The 25,742-nt window shown below is 72.3% G+C and carries 18 protein-coding genes and 1 tRNA gene; 5 read left to right on the top strand and 14 right to left on the bottom strand.

The genetic code is table 11. The features are described 5' to 3' along the window. Window positions 1-2 precede the first annotated feature (2 nt). A complete protein-coding gene (gene hrpA, locus ABZX65_RS08160; protein ID WP_355336169.1) occupies window positions 3-3,956 on the top strand; it encodes an ATP-dependent RNA helicase HrpA in 3,954 nt (1,317 codons plus the stop codon). Between the two features lie 104 nt (window positions 3,957-4,060). Further along, window positions 4,061-4,135 (top strand) — tRNA-Asp (locus tag ABZX65_RS08155). 666 nt (window positions 4,136-4,801) lie between these two features. On the opposite strand, the gene bldC is transcribed toward ABZX65_RS08155, so the two are convergent. Continuing rightward, on the bottom strand, window positions 4,802-5,008 hold the full coding sequence (gene bldC / locus ABZX65_RS08150; RefSeq protein ID WP_003949541.1) for a developmental transcriptional regulator BldC: 207 nt from the start codon (window positions 5,006-5,008) through the stop codon (window positions 4,802-4,804). Window positions 5,009-5,586: 578 nt separating this feature from the next. Next, a complete protein-coding gene (locus ABZX65_RS08145; protein ID WP_355336167.1) occupies window positions 5,587-6,432 on the bottom strand; it encodes a hypothetical protein in 846 nt (281 codons plus the stop codon). 234 nt (window positions 6,433-6,666) lie between these two features. On the opposite strand from ABZX65_RS08145, the gene ABZX65_RS08140 reads away from it, so the two are divergent. Next, entirely contained in the window at window positions 6,667-7,836 is a 1,170-nt protein-coding gene (locus ABZX65_RS08140) for a Glu/Leu/Phe/Val dehydrogenase dimerization domain-containing protein (protein WP_355336165.1), read from the top strand. 244 nt (window positions 7,837-8,080) lie between these two features. Then, window positions 8,081-8,332, top strand: a complete 252-nt coding sequence (locus tag ABZX65_RS08135; RefSeq protein ID WP_355336163.1) for a DUF3073 domain-containing protein — start codon at window positions 8,081-8,083, stop codon at window positions 8,330-8,332. Window positions 8,333-8,440: 108 nt separating this feature from the next. Here the strand turns inward: ABZX65_RS08135 and purM are convergent, their stop codons facing one another. The 5 genes from purM to ABZX65_RS08110 all read right to left on the bottom strand — a co-directional run bounded on the left by purM (window position 8,441) and on the right by ABZX65_RS08110 (window position 15,224). Beyond that, window positions 8,441-9,538, bottom strand: coding sequence for a phosphoribosylformylglycinamidine cyclo-ligase (purM, locus tag ABZX65_RS08130; RefSeq protein WP_355336161.1), 1,098 nt, complete (start codon window positions 9,536-9,538; stop codon window positions 8,441-8,443). A 54-nt stretch (window positions 9,539-9,592) separates the two neighbouring features. After that, entirely contained in the window at window positions 9,593-11,110 is a 1,518-nt protein-coding gene (purF, locus tag ABZX65_RS08125; RefSeq protein ID WP_355336160.1) for an amidophosphoribosyltransferase, read from the bottom strand. A gap of 225 nt (window positions 11,111-11,335) precedes the next feature. Then, entirely contained in the window at window positions 11,336-12,142 is an 807-nt protein-coding gene (locus tag ABZX65_RS08120) for a sterol carrier family protein (protein ID WP_355336158.1), read from the bottom strand. Window positions 12,143-12,178: 36 nt separating this feature from the next. Next, the gene (locus ABZX65_RS08115) at window positions 12,179-14,851 is read right to left on the bottom strand and encodes a caspase family protein (RefSeq protein WP_355336156.1); all 2,673 of its coding nucleotides are present in this window, start codon (window positions 14,849-14,851) and stop codon (window positions 12,179-12,181) included. Window positions 14,852-14,855: 4 nt separating this feature from the next. Next, window positions 14,856-15,224, bottom strand: coding sequence for a hypothetical protein (locus ABZX65_RS08110; protein ID WP_355336154.1), 369 nt, complete (start codon window positions 15,222-15,224; stop codon window positions 14,856-14,858). A 253-nt stretch (window positions 15,225-15,477) separates the two neighbouring features. Here ABZX65_RS08110 and ABZX65_RS08105 point away from each other — a divergent pair, with 253 nt between their 5' ends. After that, entirely contained in the window at window positions 15,478-16,434 is a 957-nt protein-coding gene (locus tag ABZX65_RS08105) for a TIGR03564 family F420-dependent LLM class oxidoreductase (RefSeq protein WP_355336430.1), read from the top strand. A gap of 130 nt (window positions 16,435-16,564) precedes the next feature. Here the strand turns inward: ABZX65_RS08105 and ABZX65_RS08100 are convergent, their stop codons facing one another. From ABZX65_RS08100 to ABZX65_RS08070, 7 genes are all read right to left on the bottom strand, one after another. Next, window positions 16,565-17,359, bottom strand: coding sequence for a hypothetical protein (locus ABZX65_RS08100; protein ID WP_355336152.1), 795 nt, complete (start codon window positions 17,357-17,359; stop codon window positions 16,565-16,567). Window positions 17,360-17,395: 36 nt separating this feature from the next. Further along, window positions 17,396-18,835, bottom strand: coding sequence for a serine/threonine-protein kinase (locus ABZX65_RS08095; RefSeq protein ID WP_355336151.1), 1,440 nt, complete (start codon window positions 18,833-18,835; stop codon window positions 17,396-17,398). Further along, window positions 18,822-21,254 carry a PQQ-binding-like beta-propeller repeat protein gene (locus tag ABZX65_RS08090; protein WP_355336149.1) on the bottom strand — a complete coding sequence of 811 codons (2,433 nt, stop codon included), beginning with the start codon at window positions 21,252-21,254 and terminating at the stop codon, window positions 18,822-18,824. Before ABZX65_RS08090 ends, ABZX65_RS08095 begins: the two co-directional genes overlap by 14 nt. A 131-nt stretch (window positions 21,255-21,385) precedes the next feature. Beyond that, window positions 21,386-23,320 (bottom strand): tetratricopeptide repeat protein, encoded by a 1,935-nt coding sequence (locus tag ABZX65_RS08085; protein ID WP_355336147.1) that lies wholly within the window; start codon window positions 23,318-23,320, stop codon window positions 21,386-21,388. 245 nt (window positions 23,321-23,565) lie between these two features. Beyond that, window positions 23,566-24,027, bottom strand: coding sequence for a hypothetical protein (locus ABZX65_RS08080; RefSeq protein WP_355336145.1), 462 nt, complete (start codon window positions 24,025-24,027; stop codon window positions 23,566-23,568). Window positions 24,028-24,507: 480 nt separating this feature from the next. After that, complete coding sequence (locus ABZX65_RS08075) at window positions 24,508-25,035, bottom strand: DinB family protein (protein ID WP_355336143.1); 528 nt, start codon at window positions 25,033-25,035, stop codon at window positions 24,508-24,510. 86 nt (window positions 25,036-25,121) lie between these two features. Beyond that, window positions 25,122-25,517: a hypothetical protein gene (locus tag ABZX65_RS08070; protein ID WP_355336141.1), complete on the bottom strand. Its 396-nt coding sequence runs from the start codon at window positions 25,515-25,517 to the stop codon at window positions 25,122-25,124. Window positions 25,518-25,742 lie beyond the last annotated feature (225 nt).

Here is a 25,742-nt window from a genome sequence, read left to right as displayed (position 1 = left end):
GTATGTCTACCCAACCCACCTCCGCTGATCTCGCCGAACGGCTGCCGTCGCTGACTTTGCGCGACGAGCAGCGGCTCGGCCGCCGACTCGACGGCGCCCGCCGTATCCGCAAGCCGGAGGCGCGGGCCGCGGTGCTGGCCGAGATCGCCGCCGAGATGGACAAGGGCGAGGCGCGGCTGTCGGCCCGCCGCGCCGCCGTGCCGAGGATCAGCTATCCCGAGGCGCTGCCGGTCAGCCAGAAGAAGGACGACATCCTGGCGGCGATCCGCGACCACCAGGTGGTGATCGTCGCGGGCGAGACCGGCTCGGGCAAGACGACGCAGATCCCGAAGATCTGCCTGGAGCTGGGCCGCGGGGTGCGCGGCCTGATCGGCCACACCCAGCCGCGCCGGATCGCGGCCCGTACCGTCGCCGAGCGCGTGGCGGAGGAGCTGGCGACACCGCTCGGGGAGGCGGTCGGCTGGAAGGTCCGCTTCACCGACCAGGTCGGCGACTCCACGCTGGTCAAGCTGATGACCGACGGCATCATGCTCGCCGAGATCCAGACCGACCGCGAGCTGCGCGCGTACGACACGATCATCATCGACGAGGCGCACGAGCGCAGCCTCAACATCGACTTCATCCTCGGCTACCTGGCCCAACTCCTGCCGCGCCGACCGGACCTGAAGGTGATCATCACCTCGGCGACGATCGACCCGCAGCGCTTCTCCCGGCACTTCGGGGACGCGCCGGTGGTCGAGGTCAGCGGCCGGACGTATCCGGTGGAGGTCCGCTACCGGCCGCTGGCCGACGAGGGCGCGGACGGTGACGAGGCAGCCGACGACCGCGACCAGATCACCGCGATCTGCGACGCGGTCGACGAACTCCAGGCCGAGGGGCCGGGCGACATCCTGGTCTTCCTTTCCGGCGAGCGCGAGATCCGCGACACCGCGGACGCGCTGACCAAGAAGAACCTGCGCTCGACCGAGGTGCTGCCGCTGTACGCGCGGCTGTCGTCGGCCGAGCAGCACCGCGTGTTCCAGCAGCACAGCGGGCGCCGCGTCGTGCTGGCCACGAACGTCGCCGAGACGTCGCTGACCGTCCCCGGCATCCGGTACGTGATCGACCCCGGCACCGCCCGGATCTCCCGCTACAGCCACCGCACCAAGGTGCAGCGGCTGCCGATCGAGCGGATCAGCCAGGCCAGCGCCAACCAGCGCAAGGGCCGCTGCGGCCGTACGTCGGACGGCGTCTGCATCCGGCTGTACGACGAGGACGACTTCCTGTCCCGGCCGGAGTTCACCGACGCCGAGATCCTGCGCACCAACCTGGCCTCGGTCATCCTCCAGATGACGGCGGCCGGGCTCGGCGACATCGCGCGCTTCCCCTTCATCGACCCGCCGGACAGCCGGAACATCAAGGACGGTGTCCAACTCCTCGAAGAGCTGGGCGCGTTGGACCCCAAGGAGAAGGACCCGCGCAAGCGGCTGACCCCGCTGGGCCGCAAGCTCTCGCAGCTCCCGGTGGACCCGCGGCTCGCCCGTATGGTGCTGGAGGCCGACCGCAACGGGTGCGCGCGCGAGGTCATGGTGATCGCGGCGGCGCTGTCCATCCAGGACCCGCGCGAACGCCCCGCGGACAAGCAGACGCAGGCCGACCAGCAGCATGCCCGCTTCCGCGACGAGACCAGCGACTTCCTGTCCTTCCTCAACCTGTGGGGCTACGTCCGCGACCGGCAGAAGGACCTGTCCTCGTCGGCCTTCCGCCGCATGTGCCGCTCGGAGTTCCTGAACTACCTGCGCATCCGCGAGTGGCAGGACATCTACAGCCAGCTCCGTACGGTCGCCAAGTCCCTGGGCATCACGGTCACCGAGCCCAGGTCCGAGGACGACGCGGCCGATCCGGTACGGGTCCACCAGTCGTTGCTGGCGGGGCTGTTGTCGCACCTGGGGCTCAAGGACACCGACAAGAACGAGTACTTGGGCGCCCGCAGCGCGAAATTCGCCGTCTTCCCCGGCTCGGCGCTGTTCAAGAAGCCGCCGCGCTGGATCATGTCGGCCGAGCTGGTGGAGACCTCCCGGCTGTGGGCGCGGGTCAACGCGCGGATCGAGCCGGAGTGGGTGGAGCCGCTGGCCCAGCACCTGGTCAAGCGCACCTACAGCGAGCCGCACTGGGAGAAGGACCAGGCGGCCGTGATGGCGTACGAGCGCGTCACCCTCTACGGCGTCCCGCTGGTCGCCCAGCGCAAGGTCACCTACGGCCGGATCGACCCCGAGGTCTCCCGCGAGCTGTTCATCCGCAACGCGCTGGTCGAGGGCGACTGGCGCACCCACCACCAGTTCTTCCACGACAACCGCAAACTCCTCGGCGAGGTCGAGGAGTTGGAGCACCGCGCCCGGCGCCGCGACATCCTCGTGGACGACGAGACGCTCTTCGACTTCTACGACGCGCGGCTGCCGGAGGACGTCGTCTCCGGCGCCCACTTCGACTCCTGGTGGAAGCAGAAGCGGCGCGAAGAGCCGGAGTTGCTGAACTTCGAGCACTCCATGCTGATCAACGAGAACGCGGAGGCCGTCACCAAGGACGACTACCCGGACTCCTGGCGGCAGGGCGCGCTCAAATTCCGCGTCACGTACCAGTTCGAACCGGGCGCCGACGCCGACGGCGTCACCGTCCACATCCCGCTCCAGGTCCTCAACCAGGTCTCGGCCGACGGCTTCGACTGGCAGATCCCGGGCCTGCGCGAGGAGGTCGTCACCGAGCTGATCCGCTCGCTGCCCAAGGCGATCCGCCGGCATTACGTCCCCGCGCCGAACTACGCCAAGAAGTTCCTGGAGCGCGCGGTCGCCGGGCCCGACCCCCTGCCGTCCGTGCTCGCGCGGGAGTTGCAGAAGATGGTCGGGGTGCCGGTCACCGGGGAGGACTTCGACCTCGGCAAGGTGCCCGAGCATCTGAAGATCACCTTCCGGGTGGTGGACGAGCGGCGCCGCAAGCTCGCCGAGGACAAGGACCTGGACGCGCTGCGGCTGCGGCTGAAGCCGAAGACGCGGGAGGCGATCACCAGGGCCTTCGAGTCGGCCTCCGACCCCGCGCTGGCCTCGGTCCAGCAGCGCACCGGGCTCACCGACTGGACGATCGGCGCGCTGCCGCGCACCTTCGAGGCGCGGCGCGCGGGCCAGCCCGTCAAGGCGTTCCCGGCGCTCGTCGACGAGGGCGCCACCGTGGCCGTACGGCTCTTCGACACCGAGCCGGAGCAGGCAGCGGCGATGTGGCGGGGCACACGGCGGCTGATCCTGCTCAACGTGCCGGTGAATCCGGCGAAGTTCGCCGCGGACAAGCTGTCCAACCAGCAGAAGCTGGCGCTCTCGCGCAATCCGCACGGCAGCGTGCAGGCGCTCTTCGAGGACTGCGCGACCGCCGCCGCCGACCGGCTGATCGCCGACCACGGCGGGCCCGCGTGGGACGAGGAGTCCTTCCGCAAGCTGTACGACGCGGTCCGCGCCGATCTGGTCGAGCTGACCTCGCGCAGCGTCCAGCGGGTCCAGCAGGTGCTGGCCGCCTGGCAGTCCTGCGAGCGGCGCCTGAAGGACACCACGAGCCTCGCGCTGGTCGCCAACCTCCAGGACGTACGGGAGCAGCTCGCGGGCCTGGTGCACGCCGGTTTCGTGACCGAGGCGGGGCTCAAGCGGCTGCCCGACCTGATGCGGTATCTGGTCGGCGTCGACCGCCGCCTCCAGCAGATGCCGACGGGGGTCCAGCGGGACACCACGCGGATGGAGAAGGTCCGGGAGATCCAGGCCGAGTACGGCGAGCTGCTGGCCGCCCAGCCGGCCGGACGGCCGGTGCCGGCCGCGGTGCGGGACATCCGCTGGATGATCGAGGAGCTGCGCGTCAGCTACTTCGCGCACGCGCTGGGCACGGCGTTCCCGGTCTCCGACAAACGCGTCTTCAAGGCCCTCGACGACGCCTGGGCCTGACCCGCCCCGCACCGCCCGGCCGCCCCCCGGCAACGAGTTCGACCCCACCCCCTGACCTGCTGTACAGTCTGTCTCGCAGCCGAGCCCAACAGGCTGTGACACCAGGTCCTGTGGAGCAGTTTGGAGTGCTCGCCACCCTGTCAAGGTGGAGGCCGCGGGTTCAAATCCCGTCAGGACCGCCGTACCGTCTGCCACTAGGCCCGCACCTCCTCAGGTGCGGGTCTTTTCGCTGTCCCCGCAGACCGCACCACAGTACGTCGCAAGGCCCGTGCCTCCTCAAGGTGCGGGCCCTTTCGCTGTCCCCCGCAGACCGCGCCCGCTACGGCCTCCTCGTACCGCCGCGGGCGGGGCACCGGCGTCGGCGCGGAGAGCGCTCTCGGCCTACTCCCCCCGCGCCGCGGGGAGTTCATTAGCGCACGGGGATCAAGATCCACAAGAGCCCGGCGTGTGACGGGAGTCACGGAAACCCGTTTCGGGAGTGGGGAACTCGACGCCCTCCGGAAGGCTCTCGATTTAATATGTGCAATTGCACCTCCCTGGGGACGACTCCGGCGCTAGCACGCAACCGCCCCCAGGACCCCACAGACCACGCCCCCGGCGCGCACGGAACGCCCACAAACCGCCCGCGCGGCCCCACATGACCCCGCGCCGCCCCGGCGCCGCCCCGGGCCGCCGCGGGCACGAAAAAGACCGCATCGGACCCGGCGGAGTCCGATGCGGTCTTGGTGAAGCTGGGTGGAGCTGGTAGAGCTCGTAGCTCCCTCCGGCGTCCCTGATGGGGGCAGGTGGCCTTCGGGCCGGGCGACGTATGGGGTGGGGGCCCCGTTAGCCGCCCAAAAGGGCTGTCAGGCCTCGCTGCGCTGCTGCGGAATGCCCGCCAACAGCGCGCGGACCTCCGCCTCGCGGTAGCGGCGGTGCCCGCCGAGCGTGCGGATGGATGTGAGCTTGCCGGCCTTTGCCCAGCGCGTGACCGTCTTCGGGTCGACGCGGAACATGGTGGCGACCTCAGCAGGGGTTAGCAACGGCTCGGCATCAGGGGTGCGAGCGGTCATGAGCGGCCTCCTCGAGAGAACCGAACCAACGCGGTTCTTTCCTCTAAATTCTGCACCTTGACCCACGTTGCCCGAAATGGCAGACGCGGGCCGAGTCGGTAATAGGACGAACGGCTTGTCCTCGGCACTACAACTACACCATCCGTCCAGCCTCGTCGGCCAAACCGATGGAATTGCCCTCTCAGGTGTTCAAGCTCGGCGGAAGCCGATGGACCATGCCATAGCGGACAGTCACACCAACGTGACGATCAGTCACAACCTGATCATCTGCCCCATCCCCACCTTCGAAACGAGTCCGAGGAGGACCCGATGTCCCATTTTGACACGAGACATGGTGATGCAGGCAAGAGTCCGCTTACGTGCTCTCCGTCACGCTTGGGCCATTACCGCCGCTCTCGATGCCAAAAGGCAAGCTGAGAGGCGGAAGAGACACAACGAGACAACAGAGGACCCGCGAACCCTGCGCCGAAGGTCACATCGGCCCATGCGTCGAACGCGGAGTCGATGCCAGGGCCAGAGCTTCGGCGCACATTTCCGCCGGAGCCCCGACCGTGACCCGCGTCACGTCCCGCCTGCCCTCAACTGGAGAACTGAAGCTCCCTGACCGCCCGCCACCGGTCGGTCAGCCGCTCGTACGCCACCCCGGCCGCCGCCGAGTCCCCGGCCCGCAGCGCGGCGAGTCCCTCGGCCACATCGGCCGCCGAGCGGTCCTCCGCGAGCGTGTCCTGGCCCATCACGTGCACCAGGCCGCCGTAGTCCAGCTCGACCAGCGAGCGCGGGTGGAACTCCTCGAGCCAGCGCCCCACATCGATCAGCCCGTCGATCAACGGGCCCTCGTCCAGGGCGTCCTTGAGCACCCGCAGCGCCCGCGCGACCCGCCGCCTGGCCTGGACCATGGGCGTGCGGTACCGCAGCAGCGGCTCCTTCGACTCCCCCGCGCCCGACGGCTCGTACTCCCGCTCGTCGTCCCCGACGAGGGCGAACCAGCGCACCGGCACGTGCCAGGTGGCCGAGCGGATCCACGGCCGGGCGTCCGGATTCCGCTCCCGCCAGCTCTCGTGGTCGGCGGCGGCCTGCCGGCGTACGACCGGCGGCAGCATCGCGTCCAGCACCGGCTCGGGCAGCAACTCCCCCACGTTCTCCAGGGCGAGCCAGCCGCGCAGCCGGGTGCGCCAGGGGCAGATGTGGGTGACGCCGGAGACCACGGCCACGAAGGCGTCGCCGCTCTCGTGCACCGGGACGGCCACCGGGGGCACCGGCAGGAGGTCGGCCAGGGACTGCCGTAGCTCGTCCTGAGCGGTACGCGTCAGCCCGGCCGACGCATACCGGTACCAGTGGGTGCGTTCGGGCTCTGGAAAGGCCGCCAGGGGCTCGTAGACCCGCAAATAGGCCGCGTACGGGACCAGTACCGGTGAACCGCCCACACCCGCTCCCTCGTCACGGCCTTGATGCTCCGATCGTCCCACGCGACCCCCCGCCCCGGAGGTGATCCCGGCCACTGTGAAAAACCGTCGCGGGATCACCGGAAACCCACACATGTACGCGGTCCCATGATCGCCCGCCCAGGGCCTACCCTTCTGCATATCCGGCCTCCCGCCACCCGCACGGGGAGCCGGAGGCCAGCAAGGCCAACCGGGTTCGCCCGGAAAAACTGGACTATGGGAGTCACCACCGTGACCGACGTACGACAGACCGACCGCTCTTCGTCAGTCGAGTCGACCGGCTCCACCGCGTCGACCGTCCTCGCCAAACTGTTCCGATCGGAACAGGGCGGGCACGAGCAGGTCGTCCTGTGCCAGGACCGCGCAACCGGCCTCAAGGCCGTCATCGCGCTCCACTCGACCGCCCTGGGCCCGGCCCTCGGCGGCACCCGCTTCCACGCCTACGCCTCCGACGAGGAGGCCGTCGAGGACGCGCTCAACCTCTCCCGCGGCATGTCGTACAAGAACGCGCTCGCCGGGCTCGACCACGGCGGCGGCAAGGCCGTCGTCATCGGCGACCCCGACACGCTCAAGACCGAGGAACTGCTGCTCGCCTACGGCCGGTTCGTGGCCTCGCTCGGCGGCCGGTACGTCACCGCGTGCGACGTCGGCACCTATGTCGCGGACATGGACGTCGTGGCCCGCGAGAACCGCTGGACGACCGGCCGCTCGCCGGAGAACGGCGGCGCCGGCGACTCCTCCGTGCTCACCGCCTTCGGCGTCTTCCAGGGCATGCGCGCCGCCGCGAAGACCCAGTGGGGCGAGCCGACCCTGCGCGGCCGCCGGGTCGGCGTGGCCGGCGTCGGCAAGGTCGGCCACCACCTGGTGGAGCACCTGCTGGAGGACGGCGCCGAGGTCGTGATCACCGATGTCCGCGCGGACGCCGTCGACCGGATCGTCGCCCGTCACCCGCGGGTCACCTCGGTGAGCGACGCGCAGGTGCTGGTGCGCACCCCGCTCGACGTGTACGCGCCCTGCGCGCTCGGCGGCGCCCTGGACGACGCGACGGTCGCCGCGCTGACCGCCACGGTGGTCTGCGGCGCGGCCAACAACCAGCTCGCCCACCCCGGCGTCGAGAAGGACCTCGCCGACCGCGGCATCCTCTACGCGCCGGACTACGTGGTGAACGCCGGTGGCGTGATCCAGGTCGCGGACGAGCTGCACGGTTTTGATTTTGACCGCGCGAAGACCAAGGCCACGAAGATCTACGACACGACTCTGGCCATTTTCGACCGGGCCAGGACCGACGGCGTCCCCCCGGCCGTGGCCGCGGACAGGCTCGCGGAACAGCGGATCGCGGACCGTACACCGGCTTCGGAATGGCTGCGTCCGGAGGGGTCCGCGTGACCGACAGCACGGCCCGATAGCAAGTTCGCGCTAGAAGAAGGTAAAATCGGCCCTGACCAGGCAGAACAGGGCCGTGAACGACCCCTGTTCCGACGCGTGTCGTGCGGGCGACGTACCGTGCGGCGTCGGAAGCAGGTACCGTTGTGGGCCTACGGACCGGTCTCTCTCCGGGGAGGCCGCTCCGAATCATGAACGCGTGTCAAGACTCGGGGCCGCTGAGCCCCGCCGTTAAGGGGGTCGAGCCATGGGGCGCGGCCGGGCCAAGGCCAAGCAGACGAAGGTCGCCCGCCAGCTGAAGTACAACAGCGGCGGCACGGATCTCTCACGTCTGGCCGACGAGCTGGGCGCATCGTCACCGCTTCCGGTCAATCCGGAGCCTGTCGAGGACGATGACGACGAGGATGACGACCCGTACGCACAGTACGCGGATCGCTACAACAACGACGGGGACGAGGACGACGAGTCCGAGTCATCCCCCCAGCGCCGTCACGCTTGACACCTGTCACGTAGACGCACATCACCGCATGTCACGTCGGCCCGGTCCGGGGTCCCGCCCCGGACCGGGTTTCGTCGTCGGCTCGTCGGCGCTGAGGACCGCACCGCTCTACCGCGCGTAGTCGCCGGTCAGTTCGACGGCCGCCGTGCCGCTTTCGCGTGCCGTGATCTCGCCGCTCACCCAGGCCCCGACACCCCGGTCGGCGAGGGTCGCGAGCGCGACGTCCACGGACTCCTGCGGCAGGACGGCGATCATGCCGACGCCCATGTTCAGCGTCTTCTCCAGCTCCAGGCGCTCGACCCCGCCCAGCTCCCCGACCAGTCCGAAGACCGGCGCGGGCTCCCAGGTGGAGCGGTCGACGGTGGCCCGCAGGTGGTCGGGGACGACCCGCGCCAGGTTGTTGGCGAGCCCGCCGCCGGTGATGTGCGAGAAGGCGTGCACCTCGGTGGTACGGGTCAGCGCCAGGCAGTCCAGCGAGTAGATCTTCGTCGGCTCCAGCAGCTCCTCGCCGAGCGTGCGGCCGAACTCCGGCACCTGCCGGTCCAGCGACCAGCCCGCCCGGTCGAACAGCACGTGCCGGACCAGGCTGTAGCCGTTGGAGTGCAGGCCCGACGACTCGATGGCGACGACCGCGTCACCGGGCCGGATCAGGTCCGCGCCCAGCACCTGGTCGGCCTCGACCACTCCGGTGCCCGCGCCCGCCACGTCGAAGTCGTCCGCGGCCAGCAGCCCCGGGTGCTCGGCGGTCTCGCCGCCGACCAGCGCGCAGCCCGCGAGCACACAGCCCTCGGCGATGCCCTTGACGATGGCCGCGACCCGCTCGGGGTAGACCTTGCCGACGCAGATGTAGTCGGTCATGAACAGCGGTTCCGCGCCGCACACCACGAGGTCGTCCACGACCATGCCGACCAGGTCGTGGCCGATCGTGTCGTAGACGCCCATACGGCGGGCGATGTCCACCTTGGTGCCGACGCCGTCGGTCGCGGAGGCGAGCAGCGGGCGCTCGTACCGCTTGAGCGCGGAGGCGTCGAAGAGTCCGGCGAAGCCGCCGAGCCCGCCGACCACCTCGGGGCGGGTGGCCTTGCGGACCCACTCCTTCATCAGGTGGACGGCACGGTCGCCGGCCTCGATGTCGACGCCCGCGGAGGCGTAGCTGGCACCGGAGAAGTCAGCGCCGGTGGAGGCGGCGCCGGTTGACTCAGACATAGCTGGGGAACCTTCGTGTCGTTCGTGCGGAGGGCTGCGTGGCTGCCGCGGAGCCTACGGGCGGCGGAGCGCGTCCGCGGCGTCCGCGCCACCGGCCAGTTCGGTCTCCAGCAACTGCTTGCCCAGCAGTTCCGGGTCGGGCAGGTCCATCGGGTACACGCCGTCGAAGCAGGCGCGGCAGAGGTTGTCCTTGGGGATGGTGGTCGCCTCGACCATGGCGTCGATGGAGATGTACGCGAGCGAGTCCGCGCCCAGCGAGGTGCCGATCTCGTCCACGGTCATGCCGTTGGCGATCAGTTCCGCGCGGGTGGCGAAGTCGATGCCGAAGAAGCAGGGCCACTTCACGGGCGGCGACGAGATCCGTACGTGCACCTCGGCGGCGCCCGCCTCGCGGAGCATCCGGACCAGGGCGCGCTGGGTGTTGCCGCGGACGATCGAGTCGTCCACGACCACCAGGCGCTTGCCGCGGATGACTTCCTTGAGCGGATTGAGCTTGAGCCGGATGCCGAGCTGCCTGATGGTCTGCGACGGCTGGATGAACGTACGGCCGACGTAGCTGTTCTTGACCAGCCCGGAGCCGTACGGGATACCGCTGGCCTCGGCGTACCCGACGGCGGCCGGGGTGCCGGACTCCGGAGTCGGTATCACCAGGTCGGCGTCGACCGGGGCCTCCTTGGCGAGACGGCGGCCCATCTCGACGCGGGAGAGGTAGACGTTGCGCCCGGCGATGTCGGTGTCGGGGCGGGCGAGGTAGACGTACTCGAAGACGCAGCCCTTGGGGGCGGCCTCGGCGAAGCGGGAGGTGCGCAGGCCGTTCTCGTCGATGGCGATCAGCTCGCCGGGCTCGATCTCCCGGACGAAGCTGGCGCCGCAGATGTCGAGGGCGGCGGTCTCGGAGGCGACGACCCAGCCGCGCTCCAGCCGGCCGAGGACCAGCGGGCGGATGCCCTGGAGGTCGCGGGCCGCGTACAGGGTGTGCTCGTCCATGAAGACGAGGCTGAAGGCGCCCTTGACCTGCGGCAGCACCTTCGTGGCGGCCTGCTCGACGGAGAGCGGGTTGCCCTCGTCGTCGACCTGGCCCGCGAGCAGCGCGGTGACCAGGTCGGTGTCGTTGGTGGCGGCGACCTTGGTGGCCCGCCCCGGGCCCTGCGGGAGGGAGGCGACCAGTTCGGCCAGCTCGGCCGTGTTGACCAGATTGCCGTTGTGCCCGAGGGCGATGGAGCCCTGGGCGGTGGCGCGGAAGGTGGGCTGCGCGTTCTCCCACACGGAGGCGCCGGTGGTCGAGTAGCGGGCGTGGCCGACGGCGATGTGGCCGGTCAGCGAGCCGAGAGAGGTCTCGTCGAAGACCTGGGAGACCAGGCCCATGTCCTTGAAGACCAGAATCTGGGAGCCGTTGCTCACTGCGATGCCCGCGGACTCCTGACCGCGGTGCTGCAGGGCATACAGCCCGAAATAGGTGAGTTTGGCGACCTCTTCACCGGGGGCCCAGACACCGAAAACGCCGCAGGCGTCCTGGGGGCCCTTCTCACCGGGGAGCAGGTCGTGGCTGAGTCGTCCATCACCACGAGGCACGTTCACGAGTCTAGGGCAGGATTGCCCATCGTCCGAACGGGCGACCCTTGCATCTCCAGGTTCTATGCGCGTAGTGCCTTGCGGGGCAAGGGCATGTGACGTGGGCCCCGCCGTTCGGGTGCCACCGGTCCGGGCGGGGCAGCTCCGGGCGCCGCCAGTTCCGGGGGCCGGGTCGGCTCCGGGTGCCGCCGGTCCCGGGGGCCGGGTCGTCGTCCGGTGGGGAGGTCAGCCCAGGACGGGGAGGTACGCGTCCAGGTCGGCGCGCTCGCCGCTGGCGCTCACGGTCGCGGCGTCCACTTCCCGCGCCCAGGTCGTACGGCCGGTCGCCAGCCGGATCCAGGTCAGCGGATCGGTCTCCACGACGTTCGGCGGCGTGCCCCGGGTGTGCCGCGGGCCCTCGACGCACTGCACCGCCGCGTACGGCGGGACGCGGACCTCCACCGAGTTGCCCGGCGCCTTGACGGCGAGCGCGTCCGCGAGCAGCCGGACGACGGCCGCGACGGCGTGCCGGTCCAGCGGCACGTCCACGCCGGTCGCCCGCGCCAGGTCGTCGCTGTGCACCACCAGCTCCACGAGCCGCGTCACGGTGAAGTCCAGCGCCCGCATCCCGCCGAACACGTCCGGCACCACCAGATCCGTCCGCAGCGCCCGCTCCCTGCACCCGGCCAGTTCCTCGGCCGCCGCCGCCATCGCCTCGGCCGGGTCCCCCATGGCCGCGGCGGCCTCCTTGGTCGTGGCGTCCAGCCGGTCGGCGATCCCGGCCGTCGAGACGGCCCAGGTGTCCAGGTCGGTCAGCTGCCCTTTCCCGGCGGGCACGGCTTCGGCCACGTAACGCGGCAGCACCACGGTCTGCCGTACGACATGCGCGACGAGCGTCCGTACGTCCCAGCCGGGCAGCCCGCTCTCCCGCTGGAGCCGCTCCCCCGTCAGGGCGCTCACGGCCGACCGGAGATGCCCCGCCTGCGCGGTGAGCGCCCCCCACGTCCGGTCGGGCTCATACGTCCGCGCGCGTCGGCGCCGTTCAACGGGCATGCGCCCGAGGTTATACGGGCCCACTGACAGCGACGGTCATCGGCGGGACGGGGCCGGGAGGGCGGGCATGAGGGCGAGACGGCGGGCGAGGGCGCTGACCTGTTGGGGGCCGAGAGCGAAGGCGTACCGCTTGAGGGCGAAGGTGGCGGCGTCCTTCATGTCCGCCTCGGCGAGACCGGCGACGAGGTCGGCCAGGATGGGCGGGCTGCTCTCGGTGAGGGAGCGGCTGGCGATGACCGCGTTGACGCACTCCGGCAGGGAGTGGTCGTGCAGGGCGACGAGCCACCTCACCAGGTAGGTGCCTGTCGCCACGTAGTGCTGGCGGGACAGGGCGGTGCGGACCTGCTCGCCGTATCCGGCGGCCCACAGCGCGGCGGTGGCGTAGACGCGCGCTTCGAGGGCGGCGGTCGGACCGACCAGACGGCTCACCTCGGCGACCGACAGCTCGCTGTCGCCGTCCCGCTCCTTGGCGGCGAGCGCGGCCAGCACCGCCCTCTCGACGCCGAACGCCTCCGCGTTGTCGATGAGGAAGAGCAGCCGCCTCGCGGCTCCCATCGGGTCGGCGCGGATCTGGAAACGGAACAGCGTGACCAGGGCGGTCGGGTCGTCGGCGGCGCGCAGCGCCTCCAGGACCTCCAGGAAGTCCTCGTCCGGCAGGAGCGCGACCGAGGCGAGGAAGTCCTCGTAGTCGCCCGGCGCTGCCAGCAGACCGCTGAGGAGCCGGAGCCGGTCGGCGACCGGGCGGCTGTTGACGGCCGTGACCAGTTGAGCGCGGTCCCGCTCCCGGCCCGGCCCGAACGACGCGAGCAGCGCCGCGATCTCCTCGGGCGAGCGGGTCAGGGCGGTGGCGAGCAGCCGGTTGGCGTCCACCGGCCAGCCCATGTCGCGCAGCGCCTCCACGAAGTAGGGGGTCGTCTCGACGGGATGCGTGAAAGCGGCGGCGCGCATCAGGTGGCGTACGCCGTCCGCGTGGCCGCTCTCACGGAGGGCGTCGGCCAGCTCCACGACGGCAGGGGCGTCGTACGACTCGGCGGCTGCCGCGAGCGCGATCAGCGCGCGGCCCTCCATGCCCGCGCTCCACAGCGCCTCGCACAACTCGGCCAGCCCGGCGGGTGTTTCGGCCTCCGCGACGGCGGTGTCGAGCAGGGTGGTCGCGAATCCCTGGAGCAGGACGATCCGCGCGTCCGCCGTCTCGGGCGGCCGGCCCCCGGTCCGCTCCTCCTCCCGCTCCTCGTCCCGCTCCTCGTCCAAGGCCTTGAGGACACGGATGAGGTCGCCCGGCGACCTTCGGACGACGACCGCCGCGGCCCGCACGTACAGCTCGAACGCCTTCTGCCGACGGCCCATCGTCAGCAGCGCGTCCGCGAACCGTACGGCCTCCTCGCCCGACTCGGTGGTGGCCTCGGCCAGGACGCGGTCGGCGTCGGCGTCCAACTCCGCGGACCACAGGGCGCCGAGCAGGCCGAGGACGTACTCGGTGTACGCGTTCTCCGCGACCGTCCTAGACAGCAGCCGGTCCGCCTCGGCCGGGTATCCGGCGGCACGCAGCGCCCGCACCGTGCCCACGACGATTTCGGGGATCTGGGTGGTCACCACCTCGATCAGCCCGTGCGGGGCCTCTTCCGCGCCGTCCACGGCGTACAGCGCCTCCAGGCACTCCACGACCGCCTGCGGGCCGCGCGCGGCGACTTCCTGGAAGGGGATGCCCCAACTGTCCCCGTTCAGAAGGGCGACGAGCGCCGCGACCTCCTGCGGGGGCCGCAACGCGCCCGCGAGGCGCAGCAGTTCCCGGGCGTGCGCGCGTCCGCCTTCGGTCTGCCCCAACCGCACGTACTCCCTCGCGAGGGCGCGGGGCTTTCCTCGCAGCGCCTCCTTCAGGTCGTCCGGGATCGTGAGGGCGGGCGGGGCGGGCTTCGGGCCCGGCAGCGTCTCGGACGGCGGCGGCGCCGCGTGCGCCGCCCCGTACCGGTTGCGGGCGATGGCCAGCGTGCGGCCGGTGTTGCTCAGCCGCTGCTGCGGCAACGGCCGTCCCTTGGCGAGGAGTTCGCCGCGCAGCCGCTCGTAGACGCTGGTGACCTCGATCAGGGAGTCGCCGCCGGGCAGGCCCTGGTCGAGGAGGCGGATCAGCTCGCCGGTGAAAGCGGTGTAGGTCTCGCCGGGCGGGGCGAGCGCCTTGCGGGTGGCGGCGCTCGCGGTGAGGAGGTACGACCCGGCGATACGGGTCTGCTCGGCCATCTCGACCGGCGCGTTCGCCGCGCCGCCGCCGCTCATGCCGCCGACGAGCGCGCCGCCGCTGTAGCAGCAGTCGAGGATCACGATGCGGTTCGCGTCCCGTCGGGCGGTGAGGACTTCGCGGCGCACGGAGTCGAAACCGACCGAGGTGTAGGGGCGTTGGGGGTCGGTGGACGGCAGCGTCAGCAGCAGGCCGTCGGCGTCGCTGAGGCCGTGGCCCGCGTAGTACACGAGCAGCGTGTCCTCGGTCCTGCGGGCAGCGTCGTGGACCGCGTCCAGCACCTCGCCCGGCGACGCGGGTTCCGGGACCCGTACGCAGCGGTCGGGCGGCAGGCCCCAGACGGTGGGGTCTTCGAGCAACTCCCCTAAGCGGGCGAGGTTGTTCGCGACGGCCGGCAGGTCGTCGAGGCCCGGGTCGGCGAAGGTCGAGGAGCCGATGAGGACGGCGTACGAGCGGAGCGGGTCGGCGAGTTCCACGGCCCTACTCCACCTCGGGCGGCCCCGCGGGCGGCTGCTGCGGCTCCGCGAGGACGGCCAGCAGGCGGCGTACGGCCTCTTCGGAACCGTCCTGCCCCGACACGGTCACGGTCAGCCCGTCGGATTCACGGGTGAAGGTGAAGCCCGATCCCGGCGGGCGCGGCGCCCGCGACTTCCACCAACCGGCGTACACCACGGCGAGGTTGGCGAGGGCCACGGCGTGCGTGAGCACGAGGTCGATGACCTCGACGGGGCCCATCTCCCCGGCCTTACCGCCGGTCCGCGTCGCCAGCCGGACCTCGTCGGGACCGTCCTCGTCGGTGCGCAGCCACTCGGACAGCTCCCGCAGCTCAGCGGCCCCGTCCTCGTCCACCGCCGCAATACTCAACCGCACTACCGCCACCCCCCGGCGTCCGTTCCCGCGCCCACCAGAACACGGTCTCACCGGATCGTGTCACAGCCGGGCGCGCGCCCGGCACCGGTTCGCCACAAGTGAGCCGGTCGGCCGGTGCGGACGCGCGCCGCGGGCGGGCAGGCGGGGCCGGACGCCGGCCGACCGCGACCCGGCCCGGTGTCCTTCCGCCCCTGGTTCACACACCTGACACGACGCCGTCACACTCGGCGGAATACCTGGTCAGGAGCGCGGGGTTCTCACCACCATGACTGTAGGAGTGACACTCCACGCGTCCGAGGCGGCGAACCAGGTCGACGCCACCGTAGAACTCGCCCGTGAGGCCGCGGCCCACGGCCTGCGCTCGGCCTGGTTCGGGCAGACCTTCGGCGCCGACTCGCCGCAGCTCGCCGCGATCGTCGGACGTGAGGTGCCCGGCCTCCACGTCGGCACCTCCGCGATCCCGGTCTTCGGGCGGCACCCGCTGCTGGTCTCCAGCCAGGCCCAGACCGCCCAGGCGGCCACGCACGGCCGCTACCACCTCGGGCTCGCGCTCGGCACCAAGCTGCTGACCGAGGCCGGATTCGGCATCCCCTTCGAGCGGCCCGTGGCCCGCCTGCGCGAATTCCTCACCGCCCTGCGGCAGTTGACGCAGACCGGCGCCGCCGACTTCCACGGCGAACTGCTCACCGCCGCCACCCCGGTCCCCGCGCGCGTGCCGGGCGCCGAGGGCGGTGTTCCGCTGCTGGTCGCCGCGATGGGGCCGCAGGCCCTGCGCGTCAGCGGGGAACTCGCCGACGGCATCCTGCCCTACCTGGCCGGGCCGCGCGCCCTGAGCGAGCACATCGTCCCGGCCGTCACCGCGGCGGCGCGGGCGGCGGGCCGCCCCGCGCCCCGGATCGTGGCCCTGGTGTCCGGCGTGGTGACGGACGACGTCGACGCGGTCCGGGCGAAGGCCACCGAGCAACTGGCCTTCTACGAGCAGATCCCCTCCTACGCGCGCGCCATCGAACTCTCCGGCGGCCGGCGCGCCTCCGACGTCGCGGTCATCGGCGACGAGGAGACGGTCGCGGCCGAGGTACGGCGCTACCGGGACGCCGGCGCGACCGAGGTGGTGTTCTCGGGCACCGACATCGCGGGCGAGGCGGACCGCCTGCGCACCTGGACGCTCCTCGGCGAACTGGCGGGCTGACCACGCCGCTTCACCGGGCGGGCGTCGTTATTCGCCGTCGTCAGTCGCCGTCCTCAATCGCCGTCATCCTCAATCGCCGTCATCCTCAATCGCCGTCATTCTCAATCGCCGTCATTCTCAATCGCCGTCGTCAGTCGCCCAGGAGGTCCAGGTCGGCCTTGGTGATCGTGGTGGTGAGCAGAAGGTCGGTGATGAGGTTGTGGTTGAGCGCGTTGCCGACCGGCGGGGGCACCTCGTGTTCGAGGAGGCCGCGGATGTCGGTCTCGCGGTGGAGACGGCGGCGGAGCTTGGCGACGACGTGGGCCGCGCGTTTGGCGCTCCAGGGGTCGGCGGGGTGGAGGTCGGTGAGTTCGTAGGCGACCTGGGACCAGGTGAGGGGCTGGGGCTGGGGGTCGTTGCGGAGGTAGCGCTGGGCGAGGCAGGTGAGGACCAGCTTCTCCTCGTCGGTGAGGTCGCGGGTCTCGCGGTCGCTGGTCTCGCGCTCGTGGGCGACGGAGGCCGAGCCCCGGACGGCGGCGCCGGGCTGCGGGCCGGCGGAGGCGATCCGGACCTCCAGCAGGTGCTCCTGGCGCGGGGCGACGATGAAGAGCGGGGTGTAGCCGGTGCTCAACTCGGCCTGGTCACCGCCGAGTACGAGACGTGAACCGGGAAAGCGGATCGGCAGCTTGCCCGTGTTGCCGAGGGTCCAGCGGGAGTGCGCGTAGGCGATGATCCCCTGGCGGCGGCTGACGCACGCGTCGCCCGTGCCGACGCAGACGTGGACGTCCAGCTCGTTGCGGCCGAACATCACGGCGAAGTCCGCGTCCGGGGCGACACTCATGCCGCCGCTCGGGCCGAGCACGAAAAGCGTGCCGGGCGCGGCGGCGGGAATTCCCCGGCTGAGGCTGCCGATGTCCTTGGGCAGGAAGCTGACTTTGCTCACCATGGTGAATGCCTTTCTCCTCGGCCGGGGGCGCACACGCTAACCGTCGAGCCCCGGGAGGGGTCCCGGCAGGGAACTGGACCCGCCCCCCGCGATGTCGGTGGGATACGTCGGACCGAACGGCGTTTTGGTGGGAGCGCGTTGGTCGAACACCGCGCTGCCGTCCAGCAGGATGCGGCAGTGCGCCGTGCCCGAGCCGAGGGTGAGCCTGATCTCCCAGCCGACGGAGCCCGCGACCCCCGGCACCTCGACCGTCCTGCGCCAGGGCAGCTTCTGCGGCTTCCTGCTCCTGGTCACCTTGCCGTTGACGGCGTACGAGACCGTCGTCAGGGTGCCGGTCCCCGTGACCTCGAAGACCAGGGAGACCGGCTTCGCCGAGGGCGTGGGGGTCGTGGGGGCCGCCGTGGCCGTGGGGGTGGCGCCCGCGCGCGAACGCGTGGGCGTCGTAAGCGACTTCCCGTCACCGCCCGGTCCCTCACCGGACGACGAGCCGTCCGAGCGCGTGGCCAGCACCGCCGCCGTGGCCCCGGCCACGGCCACGACGGCCGCCGCCACGCCGCCCAGCAGGACGCGGCGCCGCCCCGGCCCGGTTGACGGCGGCGAGAGGCCGGGCGGGTTGTCGGCGGCGCTCGCGTTCGCGTCGATGGCCGTGACGACCTGCGGCGGGAGCCAGTGGACGGCGGGGACCGCGCTCTCGTCCGGCGCCGGGGCGAGCCGTTGGACCAGCGCGGCGGCGGTCGGGCGCGCGGCGGCGTCGGGCCGTCGGCAGTCGGCGACGAGGGCACGCAGCGCGTCCGTACCGCCGCCGTCCTCGACCCCGCCGTCGGCGCTCCCGTACGCGTACGCCAGCGTCGCGCCCAACGAGTAGACGTCGCTCGGCGGACCGGCCGCGCCCGCGACCTGCTCCGGGGACATGAAGCCCCAAGAGCCCGCGTGGCCGGACGCGTTGACCGATACGTGGCCGGGTCCGGGCGGCGTCCCGGGCGGCGCGGGCGGGGCCGTCGTCGCGATGCCGAAGTCGATCAGCCGGGGGCCGTCGGCCGTCAGCAGGACGTTCGCCGGCTTGACGTCGAGGTGGGCGACCCCGTTGCGGTGGAGGTCGGCGAGGGCTTCGGCGAGACCGGCGGCGAGGCGGCGGACAGAGGCGGCCGGGAGCGGGCCGAAGCGCTCGACGGTGTCGCGCAGGGAGAGCGACGGCAGGAATTCGGTGGCCATCCAGGGCGTGGCGGCGTCGGGGTCCGCGCCGAGGACGGAGGGGCTGTGGACGCCGCCCACGGCGGAGTTGGCGGCGATCTCACGTCGGAACCGTTCGCGGTACGGGAGTTCGCGGGCGAGGTCGGCGTGCATGACCTTGACGGCGACGGACCGGCCGCCCCGGGAACGGGCCAGGTAGACGGTGGCCATGCCGCCCGTGCCGATGCGCGCCAGGGTCCGGTACGGGCCGACCGTACCGGGGTCGCCGGGTTCAAGCCGCAGCATTCGGGGCTCCGTTCGGTGATCCGCCCGGTGTGACGCTCGGCGCTCCGCCCGGTGTGACGGTCGGCGCTCCGCCCGGCGCGACGCTCGGTGCCACGCCGCCTGACGTCGCGCCCGGCGTTCCGTTCCGGCTTCCGCCCGGCGTTCCGTTCCGGCTTCCGTCCGGCGGGCTGACCGCGTCGAGGTAGCCGTCCCGTGTGCCCAGGACGACGAGCCCGCCGACTGCCAGCGCTCCCCACGCCGGATCGGCGGAGGCGCCGGGTTCGTTCATCGCGTCGGCGCCGTAGGTCCACAGGACGCTGCCGTCTGCGGCGTCGAGGGCGTAGACGACGGAGTCGGTCGTGCCGACCCACAGCGTGCCGCCCGACAGGCCGATCGCCGTCGACTCGCCGTACGGACTCGCCGTGTCCTGGCCCATGCGGCGCGACCAGACCTCCGCGCCCGTACTGGCCCGCAGCGCGCGGATGTGGCCGTCGACGTCGTCGGCGAAGAGCAGGCCGCCGCCGGTGCGGCGGTACGAACTCCGCGTGTCCACCGTCTTGTTCCACGCGGCCTTGCCGGTGGCGGAGTGGAGAGCGAACAGGTTGCCGTACGCGTCGTGGGTGAACACGAAGCCGTCGCCGCCGATGACGGTGTCCATCGGCTGGTCCGCCAGCTTGTGCGTCCAGCGGACGCGGCCGGTGGTCGCGGACAGGGCGGTGATCGCGTTGGTGCCCCGCGCGGTGCTCTCGACCAGGACGAGCCCGGCGCCCGCCGTGGCGTACTGCCCTTCCACGGTCGTACGCCAGATGACCTTGCCGCTCTTGGCGTCGAACGCCGTCACCGCGTCGCCGCCCGTGACGCAGACCATCGAGCCGGTGGCCGCCGCGCCCCACACGAAGTTCATGAGCGGCACCCGGTAGGTCCACAGGGTGGCTCCCGACGCCGGGTCGAGGGCGCGCAGCGTGGAGGTGTCGTTCTTGCGCTCATCGATCACGAACACGGCGCCGTCGCCGACGGTGATCTTGGATGCCTGGGTGGCGAAGTCAATGGGTCGCGACCAGAGTTGCCTCCCGGTGCGCGCGTCGAGGGCGCGGGCCACGGCGGTGCCCGTGTCGTTCGCCGTGAGGAGGACGTCGCCGGTGGCGTAGATGTCGGGGTAGCCCTGCCCGTTGGCGGGCACCGTGGTCTTCCACCGCGAGGTGGCCTCCGGGGGCGCGGCGGGGGACGGCGGCGAGGCCGGGCCGCTCGACGGCTTCGGCCCGACGGACGCCCGGCCCTTGCCGGACGGACCGGGGCCCGGGCCCGAGCCGGTGCCCCTCACGGCCAGTACGACCCCTGCCGTGACGGGTACGGCGGCGACGGCGGCCACCGTCAGCAGCAGTGTGCGGCGGCTCGGGTCGCGGAGGGTGCCGGGTGGCTTCGGGGGCCCGGGCGGCAGCGGCGGCGGACCGGCGGGCGGGTCGGCCGTCGGGTCGGCCGTCGTCTGGCCCGGCGCCACGGCCTGCGGTCCCGGCGCTCCTTCGGGCCGCACCTGCCCCGGCGTCGGGGCGTACGGCGGCGGCTCCGCTCCCGTCATCCGCCGGTCCACCGCCTCGGCCATCGGCGGCGGCAGCCACCGCGTGCCCTGCACGGACGCCTCCGGCTCGCCGAGCCGTTCCAACAGGGCGGCGGCGCAGGGGCGTTCGCCGGGCTCGCGGCGCAGGCAGGACGCGACGAGGGCCCGCAGCCCCCGATCCGTCACCCCGGTGAGATCCGTCCGCGCGCGCCGTACCCGTTCCAGCGTGGCCGCCCGGTCGCCGTCGCCGAAGGGCTCCCGCCCGGTCGCCGCGAACACCAGCACCGCGCCGAGCGCGAAGATGTCGCTGTCGGAGCCCGCGAGCCCGCCGGACGCCTGTTCGGGCGACATGAAGCCCGGCGTGCCGAGCAGCGCGCCGGGGGCGGTGATCGACGTGGCGCCGTCGGGGCGGGCGATCCCGAAGTCGATCACGCGGGGGCCGCCCGCCGTGAGCATGATGTTCTCCGGCTTGAGGTCCCGGTGCGCGAGGCCCGCGCGGTGGATGTCCACCAGCGCCTCGGCCAGGGCGGCGGCCAACAGGCGTACGGCGGCGGGCGGCAGACCGCCGTACGCGCCGACCGCCTCCCGCAGCGACAGGCCCGGCAGGTACTCGGTCACCAGCCACGGCACGGCGGCGTCCGCGTCGGCGTCCAGCAGCGGCGCGGTGAACGCCCCCGTCACCGTACGGGCCGCCGCCACCTCCCTGCGAAAGCGCGCCCGATAGCGCGCGTCCCGCGCGAACCCGGCCTTGACGACCTTGACCGCCACCGCGCGCCCGCCCGGCGAACGCCCCAGGTACACCACGCCCATTCCGCCCGCGCCCAGTCGCGCCAGCAGCCGATGGCCCCCGATCTGCTCCAGGTCCTCCGGTTGTAGCGGCTCCACGGCGCTCATTCCTTCTCGGCCGCCGGGGCGGGAGTCACAGGAGCACCAATTGTCGCCTTGTGCGGGGCGGGGATCGCGGGGTCCTCACAAGGACTTCACAGCACGTTCTAGAGGGGGCGGGAGCGGGTGCTTCAACGCGTCCGGTCAGTGGCGGACTTCGCTCGCCAGTGGGCCAGCCGCTCGCGTACGAGAAGGAGGTCGCGATGCTCGGGGTCGAGCACCTTGACCATGTCGTCCAGCACCGACGTGAGAGTGGTGACAGCGGCGGCGGCGCTGCTGTCCACGCCGAGCCAGTTGGCAAGCCTGGCACGGAGGAGGAAGGTGTGCGGATGCTCGGGGCCGAGGACCCGCGCGTAGTCCTCGTACAGCGCCTCGTACGCGGCCACGGCACCGGACGGAGCACCCGCTCTGCCCTGCCATTCGGCGAGGTGCCCACGGATGGCGAGCGTCTGATCGTGATCGGGGCCGAGCACCCGCGTGGCGTCCGCCAGGAGTGCGACGTACGTCGCGACGGCTGAGGACGGATCGCCTGTGCCGCCTTCCTGGTGAGCGAGGTCGCTGCGGACGGCGAACGTGAGCGGATCGTCGGGGCTCACCTTCAGATGCGGACTCTCCAGCCACTCCCCGAGCGCGGCGGCGGCCGTACCGTCTCCTGCCGCGCGTTGCCACAGCGCGAGAAGGGGACGGACAAGGTGCGTGTACGGATGGCCGGGTCCCAGCAGGTGCTCCATGTCGTTGAGCACGTCCGTCAATGCGGCGACGGTGCCCGCAGCGTCCCCCGCCCGCCCGTACCAGTTGGCGAGGACGGCACGGTTGAACAAGGTGTGCCGGTGGGCGGGGCCCAAAAGCGTGTGCGACACGCGTACGACGTTCGCGTAGTAGGCGATGGCATCGGAGACTTGGCCCGCCATTCCCAGCGACCTGCCGTAGCGGTGCAGCACGACGTGCGACGCGGGCTCGTACAGCGCCTTCTCCGCGACCCCGATCACGGCGGCCGTGTTCGCCCGCAGCGACTGCGCCAGTTCGGTGTCCCGCTCGACCTCGGGCCAGGCTTCCACCAACCCGTCGGCGGCCACCCGCGCCAGCGCGTCCTGTTCCGCCTCGGTCAAGGTGTCGCGCACCGCGCGCTGGACGAGGCGGTGGACGCGGACGGCGCGGTGCGGGGTACGGGGGCTGTGGTCGAGGAGGCTGAGGCGGTGGAGGACGCGGAGGGTGCGGACGGCGTCGTCGGAGGAGACCGTGTCCTGGGAAGGGGCTTCTCGGGCAAGCCAGTTGAGCGCCGGGGCGCCGGTGAGGACGGCCTCGGGGATGCCGTTGGGGTCGAGCATCGAGGCGAGTTGGAGCATGGGGCGGGCGAGGCCGACCGGGGCGTGGTGGTCGGCGCGGTCGAGCGACAGGGTCCAGGCGGCGGCGACGCCGGTGGTCTGGTCGTCGGGCAGGGCGGTGGGGCGCAGGTCGGCGAGGCGCTGGGCGCGGTCGGCGAGGCGGGCGCGGTAGGTCGCGCAGGTGATTCCGGCGTCCACGACGTACGCCGTGGCCTGGGACATGGCGAGCGGCAGCCAGCCCAATGCGCTTCCGAGCGCCATGAGTTCGCGCAGCGGCTCGCGGTCGTGGGCGGCGAGGGCGGTGGTCAGATAGCCCTCGCTCTCCTCTTCGGTGAAGACGCCGACGGTGACCTGTCTACGGCCCCGGCCGGTGAGGGCGGCGTCGCGGCTGCGGGTGGTGACGACCGTACGGCCGGTGGGGCTGTCGGGCGGCCACAGGCCGGTGAGGTCGGCGGGGTCGGTGACGTCGTCCAGGACGACGAGCCAACGCGGCGCGTCCGGGGCGGGTTTGGGCTCAAGCCACGCCAGGAAGGCGCGGGCGGCGCGCTCGGGGTCCTCGCGGTCCGCCCCGAGCAGCGTCTGCGCGGCCTCCGCGAGGCCGTCCACCACCGCCTGGCGGCTGGTCGCCGTGACCCACACCAGCAGGTCGAGGCGGCCGGACCGCCACGCGTCCCGGGCGTGCCGCGCGGCGAGTTGGGTCTTGCCCACGCCGCCCATGCCGGTGAGGACCTGGCCGACCACGGCCGTACCGGCGTCGGTGAGCGCCGCGTCCAGGGCGCCGACGGCCGCGCGGTCCTGGAAGCAGTCCGCCTCGCGCGGGACGACGCCGATCTGTACGGGCCAGGCGGCGGGCGGGCGCGGGGGCGGGTGGTGGTGCTGGTGGAGTCCGCCGTGGACGGTGTGGGCCGCGACGGAACCGTCAACGGCCGTTATCGTGACGGCCGTTGGCGTCCTCGTGGGCTCTTCGGGTGGAGCGCCGGGTGCGCTCAGCCCTGTGGCGGACCCGGCACCTGAGGGTCCGGCGCCGGGGGGTTTCCGATCGTCACGTCACCCATCCGTACGGCGGCGGCCGAGCCGCCGTCCGCGCGGATCTCGACGTTCCCCCCGATGGCGACGCCGTCGCCTTCCGCCGAGGCCGTGGCGGGCGTCAACGCCCGTACCTCGTCAACGACGCGGCGCAGCGCCTCCGCCAACTCCCCGTCCTGCTCGACCGCTTCGTCCAGCGCGTCGGTCAGACGACGGCGCGTCCTGGCGGACACCTCCCCGGCGTCCGCCTCCCGTGCCGCCCGTTCCAGCGCCGGGTCCTCCCCCAGCGCTCCGGAGACCAGCGTGTGCAGCCGGTCCATTCCGGCGTCCAGACCCCGGTCCACCTCCGCGTCCGCCCGCCCCGCCACCCGCCGCGCCTTGGCCACCAGCCACGCGCACACGTACCCGATCGCAATCTCCACACCGGTCACTCTTCGACGGTAGCCCCAACTCCCGTGCCGCCGCACCGAAAGCGGCGGCACCACCGGGGCGCGGCGGGCGGCCCCGTGAACTCCGCCGCCCTCACCCACGACGTGCCCCGCCATGGGCCGCGACCCACCCCCGCCGGGCTGCCAGCCCGAAAACAACCGCATCTGCCCCACTGGGGCCGGTTCTCAAAGGCGCACCAACCCCGTGGCTGGTCGCGCAGTTCCCCGCGCCCCTCAAAAGACCGGCTCACCGCCCGGACAAAAGACAGTCCGCCCCGTCACGGGGGCGGGTCCTCGCGGATGAGGACGAGGGTCGCTGGCCTTGCGCAAGGCGGGGCATTTCAGGGGCGCGAGGAACTGCGCGAGCAACCGACCACCGGCCGGTGGTCCGGGAACAACCGAACCGCGCCGCCCGGGGCGGGCGGTGACCTGCGGGAGCGTCGCGGGTGAGCGCGCCCACGCGGAACGGCGCCGTCAGGCGCCGACGGCGCCGTCGATGGCCTCGCGGAGCAGATCGGCGTGGCCGTTGTGACGGGCGTATTCGAGGATGACGTGCTGCATGACCAGGCGGAGCGAAACGTCCTCGTCGTGGCGGGAGTTGTGGACGACGAGGTCGAGGGTGGGGGCGGCGCCCTCGATGCGGCGGGAGTGGGCGACCTCGGCGTGCCAGGCGGAGAAGGCTTCGTCGCGGGTGGAGCCGGAGGCGTCGTACGCCTCCTGGAAGTCGCCGGTGGCGGACCAGACGAGAGGGATGTCCTCGCCGTCGATGATCCGGCGGAACCAGGCGCGTTCGACCTCGGCCATGTGCCGGACGAGCCCGAGCAGGCTGAGGGTGGACGGCGGCATGGAGCAGCGGCGCAGTTCGTCGTCGGTGAGGCCGTCGCACTTCATGGCGAGGGTCTCGCGGTGGTAGTCGAGGAAGCCGCGCAGCGTCTCGCGCTCACCGCCCGTGGTCGGCGGGCCGGTGCGCGGGTCGGGGGTCTCGGTCTGCTCTGAGGTCACGGTCCATTCTGACCGCCCCCCCCGGCACCCCGGCCCCCCGGTGCCCGCGGCACCGGGAGGCGGTCATCCCCGAGTGGCGAACGCTCTCAGCACTCCCGCAGGCCGGGCGCCGGGTCCTGGCCGGTGTAGAGGTCGACGGCCGGGACGTTGCCCCAGGCGCCGTTGTCGAGCTGCGTCCAGTACCAGATGTCGTTCTGGCCCGCGTGCGGGTCGCCGTGGCCCCAGCAGACGAACCAGTTGAAGCCGGTGGTCAGGGTGCCGCGGGTCGCCGAGCGGTAGGAGCGGTCCGCGAAGCCCCTGGCCCCGACCTTGTTGCCGCAGTACAGACGGCCGTCGGACCGGACACCGCACTCGGCGGCCGGCCTGACCTTCTCCTTCGCCGGAGCGGCGGCGGCCGTGGCCGAGGCCCCGCCGGTCATGGCGAGACCCGCCGTCATCACGGCGGCGGACAGCAGCACGGCGATGTTCTTACGTGTGATCACTGCACATTCCCCTCGTTTCGTGCGCCAACGTGCGAGCGCGCGAAACGATCATGGGTGACGGCGCACAGCCCCGAGCACCGCCATACGGGTGGATCCGGCACATGCCGTCTTATGACGCCTCCGGCAATTGCCACGACGCCCGATTCCCGTAAAACGTCAAGCCGTTCATCACACCGTTAAGACCATCGCCGGTCCACGCCACACCGCACAGATGCCCCGGCCGCG

The organism is Streptomyces sp. NPDC003300 (assembly GCF_040610915.1).
Lineage (GTDB): Bacteria > Actinomycetota > Actinomycetes > Streptomycetales > Streptomycetaceae > Actinacidiphila.
This window is presented reverse-complemented; position numbering and strand designations above follow the sequence as displayed.

What these genes read in the sequence shown, in the direction of transcription:
- ABZX65_RS08095 (WP_355336151.1), bottom strand. Translation starts at nt 18,835, where the DNA reads ATGCTGCGGCTTGAACCCGGCGACCCCGGTACGGTCGGCCCGTACCGG.
- ABZX65_RS08120 (WP_355336158.1), bottom strand. Translation starts at nt 12,142, where the DNA reads ATGCCCGTTGAACGGCGCCGACGCGCGCGGACGTATGAGCCCGACCGG.
- ABZX65_RS08100 (WP_355336152.1), bottom strand. Translation starts at nt 17,359, where the DNA reads ATGGTGAGCAAAGTCAGCTTCCTGCCCAAGGACATCGGCAGCCTCAGC.
- purM (WP_355336161.1), bottom strand. Translation starts at nt 9,538, where the DNA reads ATGTCTGAGTCAACCGGCGCCGCCTCCACCGGCGCTGACTTCTCCGGT.
- ABZX65_RS08140 (WP_355336165.1), top strand. Translation starts at nt 6,667, where the DNA reads ATGGGAGTCACCACCGTGACCGACGTACGACAGACCGACCGCTCTTCG.
- hrpA (WP_355336169.1), top strand. Translation starts at nt 3, where the DNA reads ATGTCTACCCAACCCACCTCCGCTGATCTCGCCGAACGGCTGCCGTCG.
- ABZX65_RS08135 (WP_355336163.1), top strand. Translation starts at nt 8,081, where the DNA reads ATGGGGCGCGGCCGGGCCAAGGCCAAGCAGACGAAGGTCGCCCGCCAG.
- bldC (WP_003949541.1), bottom strand. Translation starts at nt 5,008, where the DNA reads ATGACCGCTCGCACCCCTGATGCCGAGCCGTTGCTAACCCCTGCTGAG.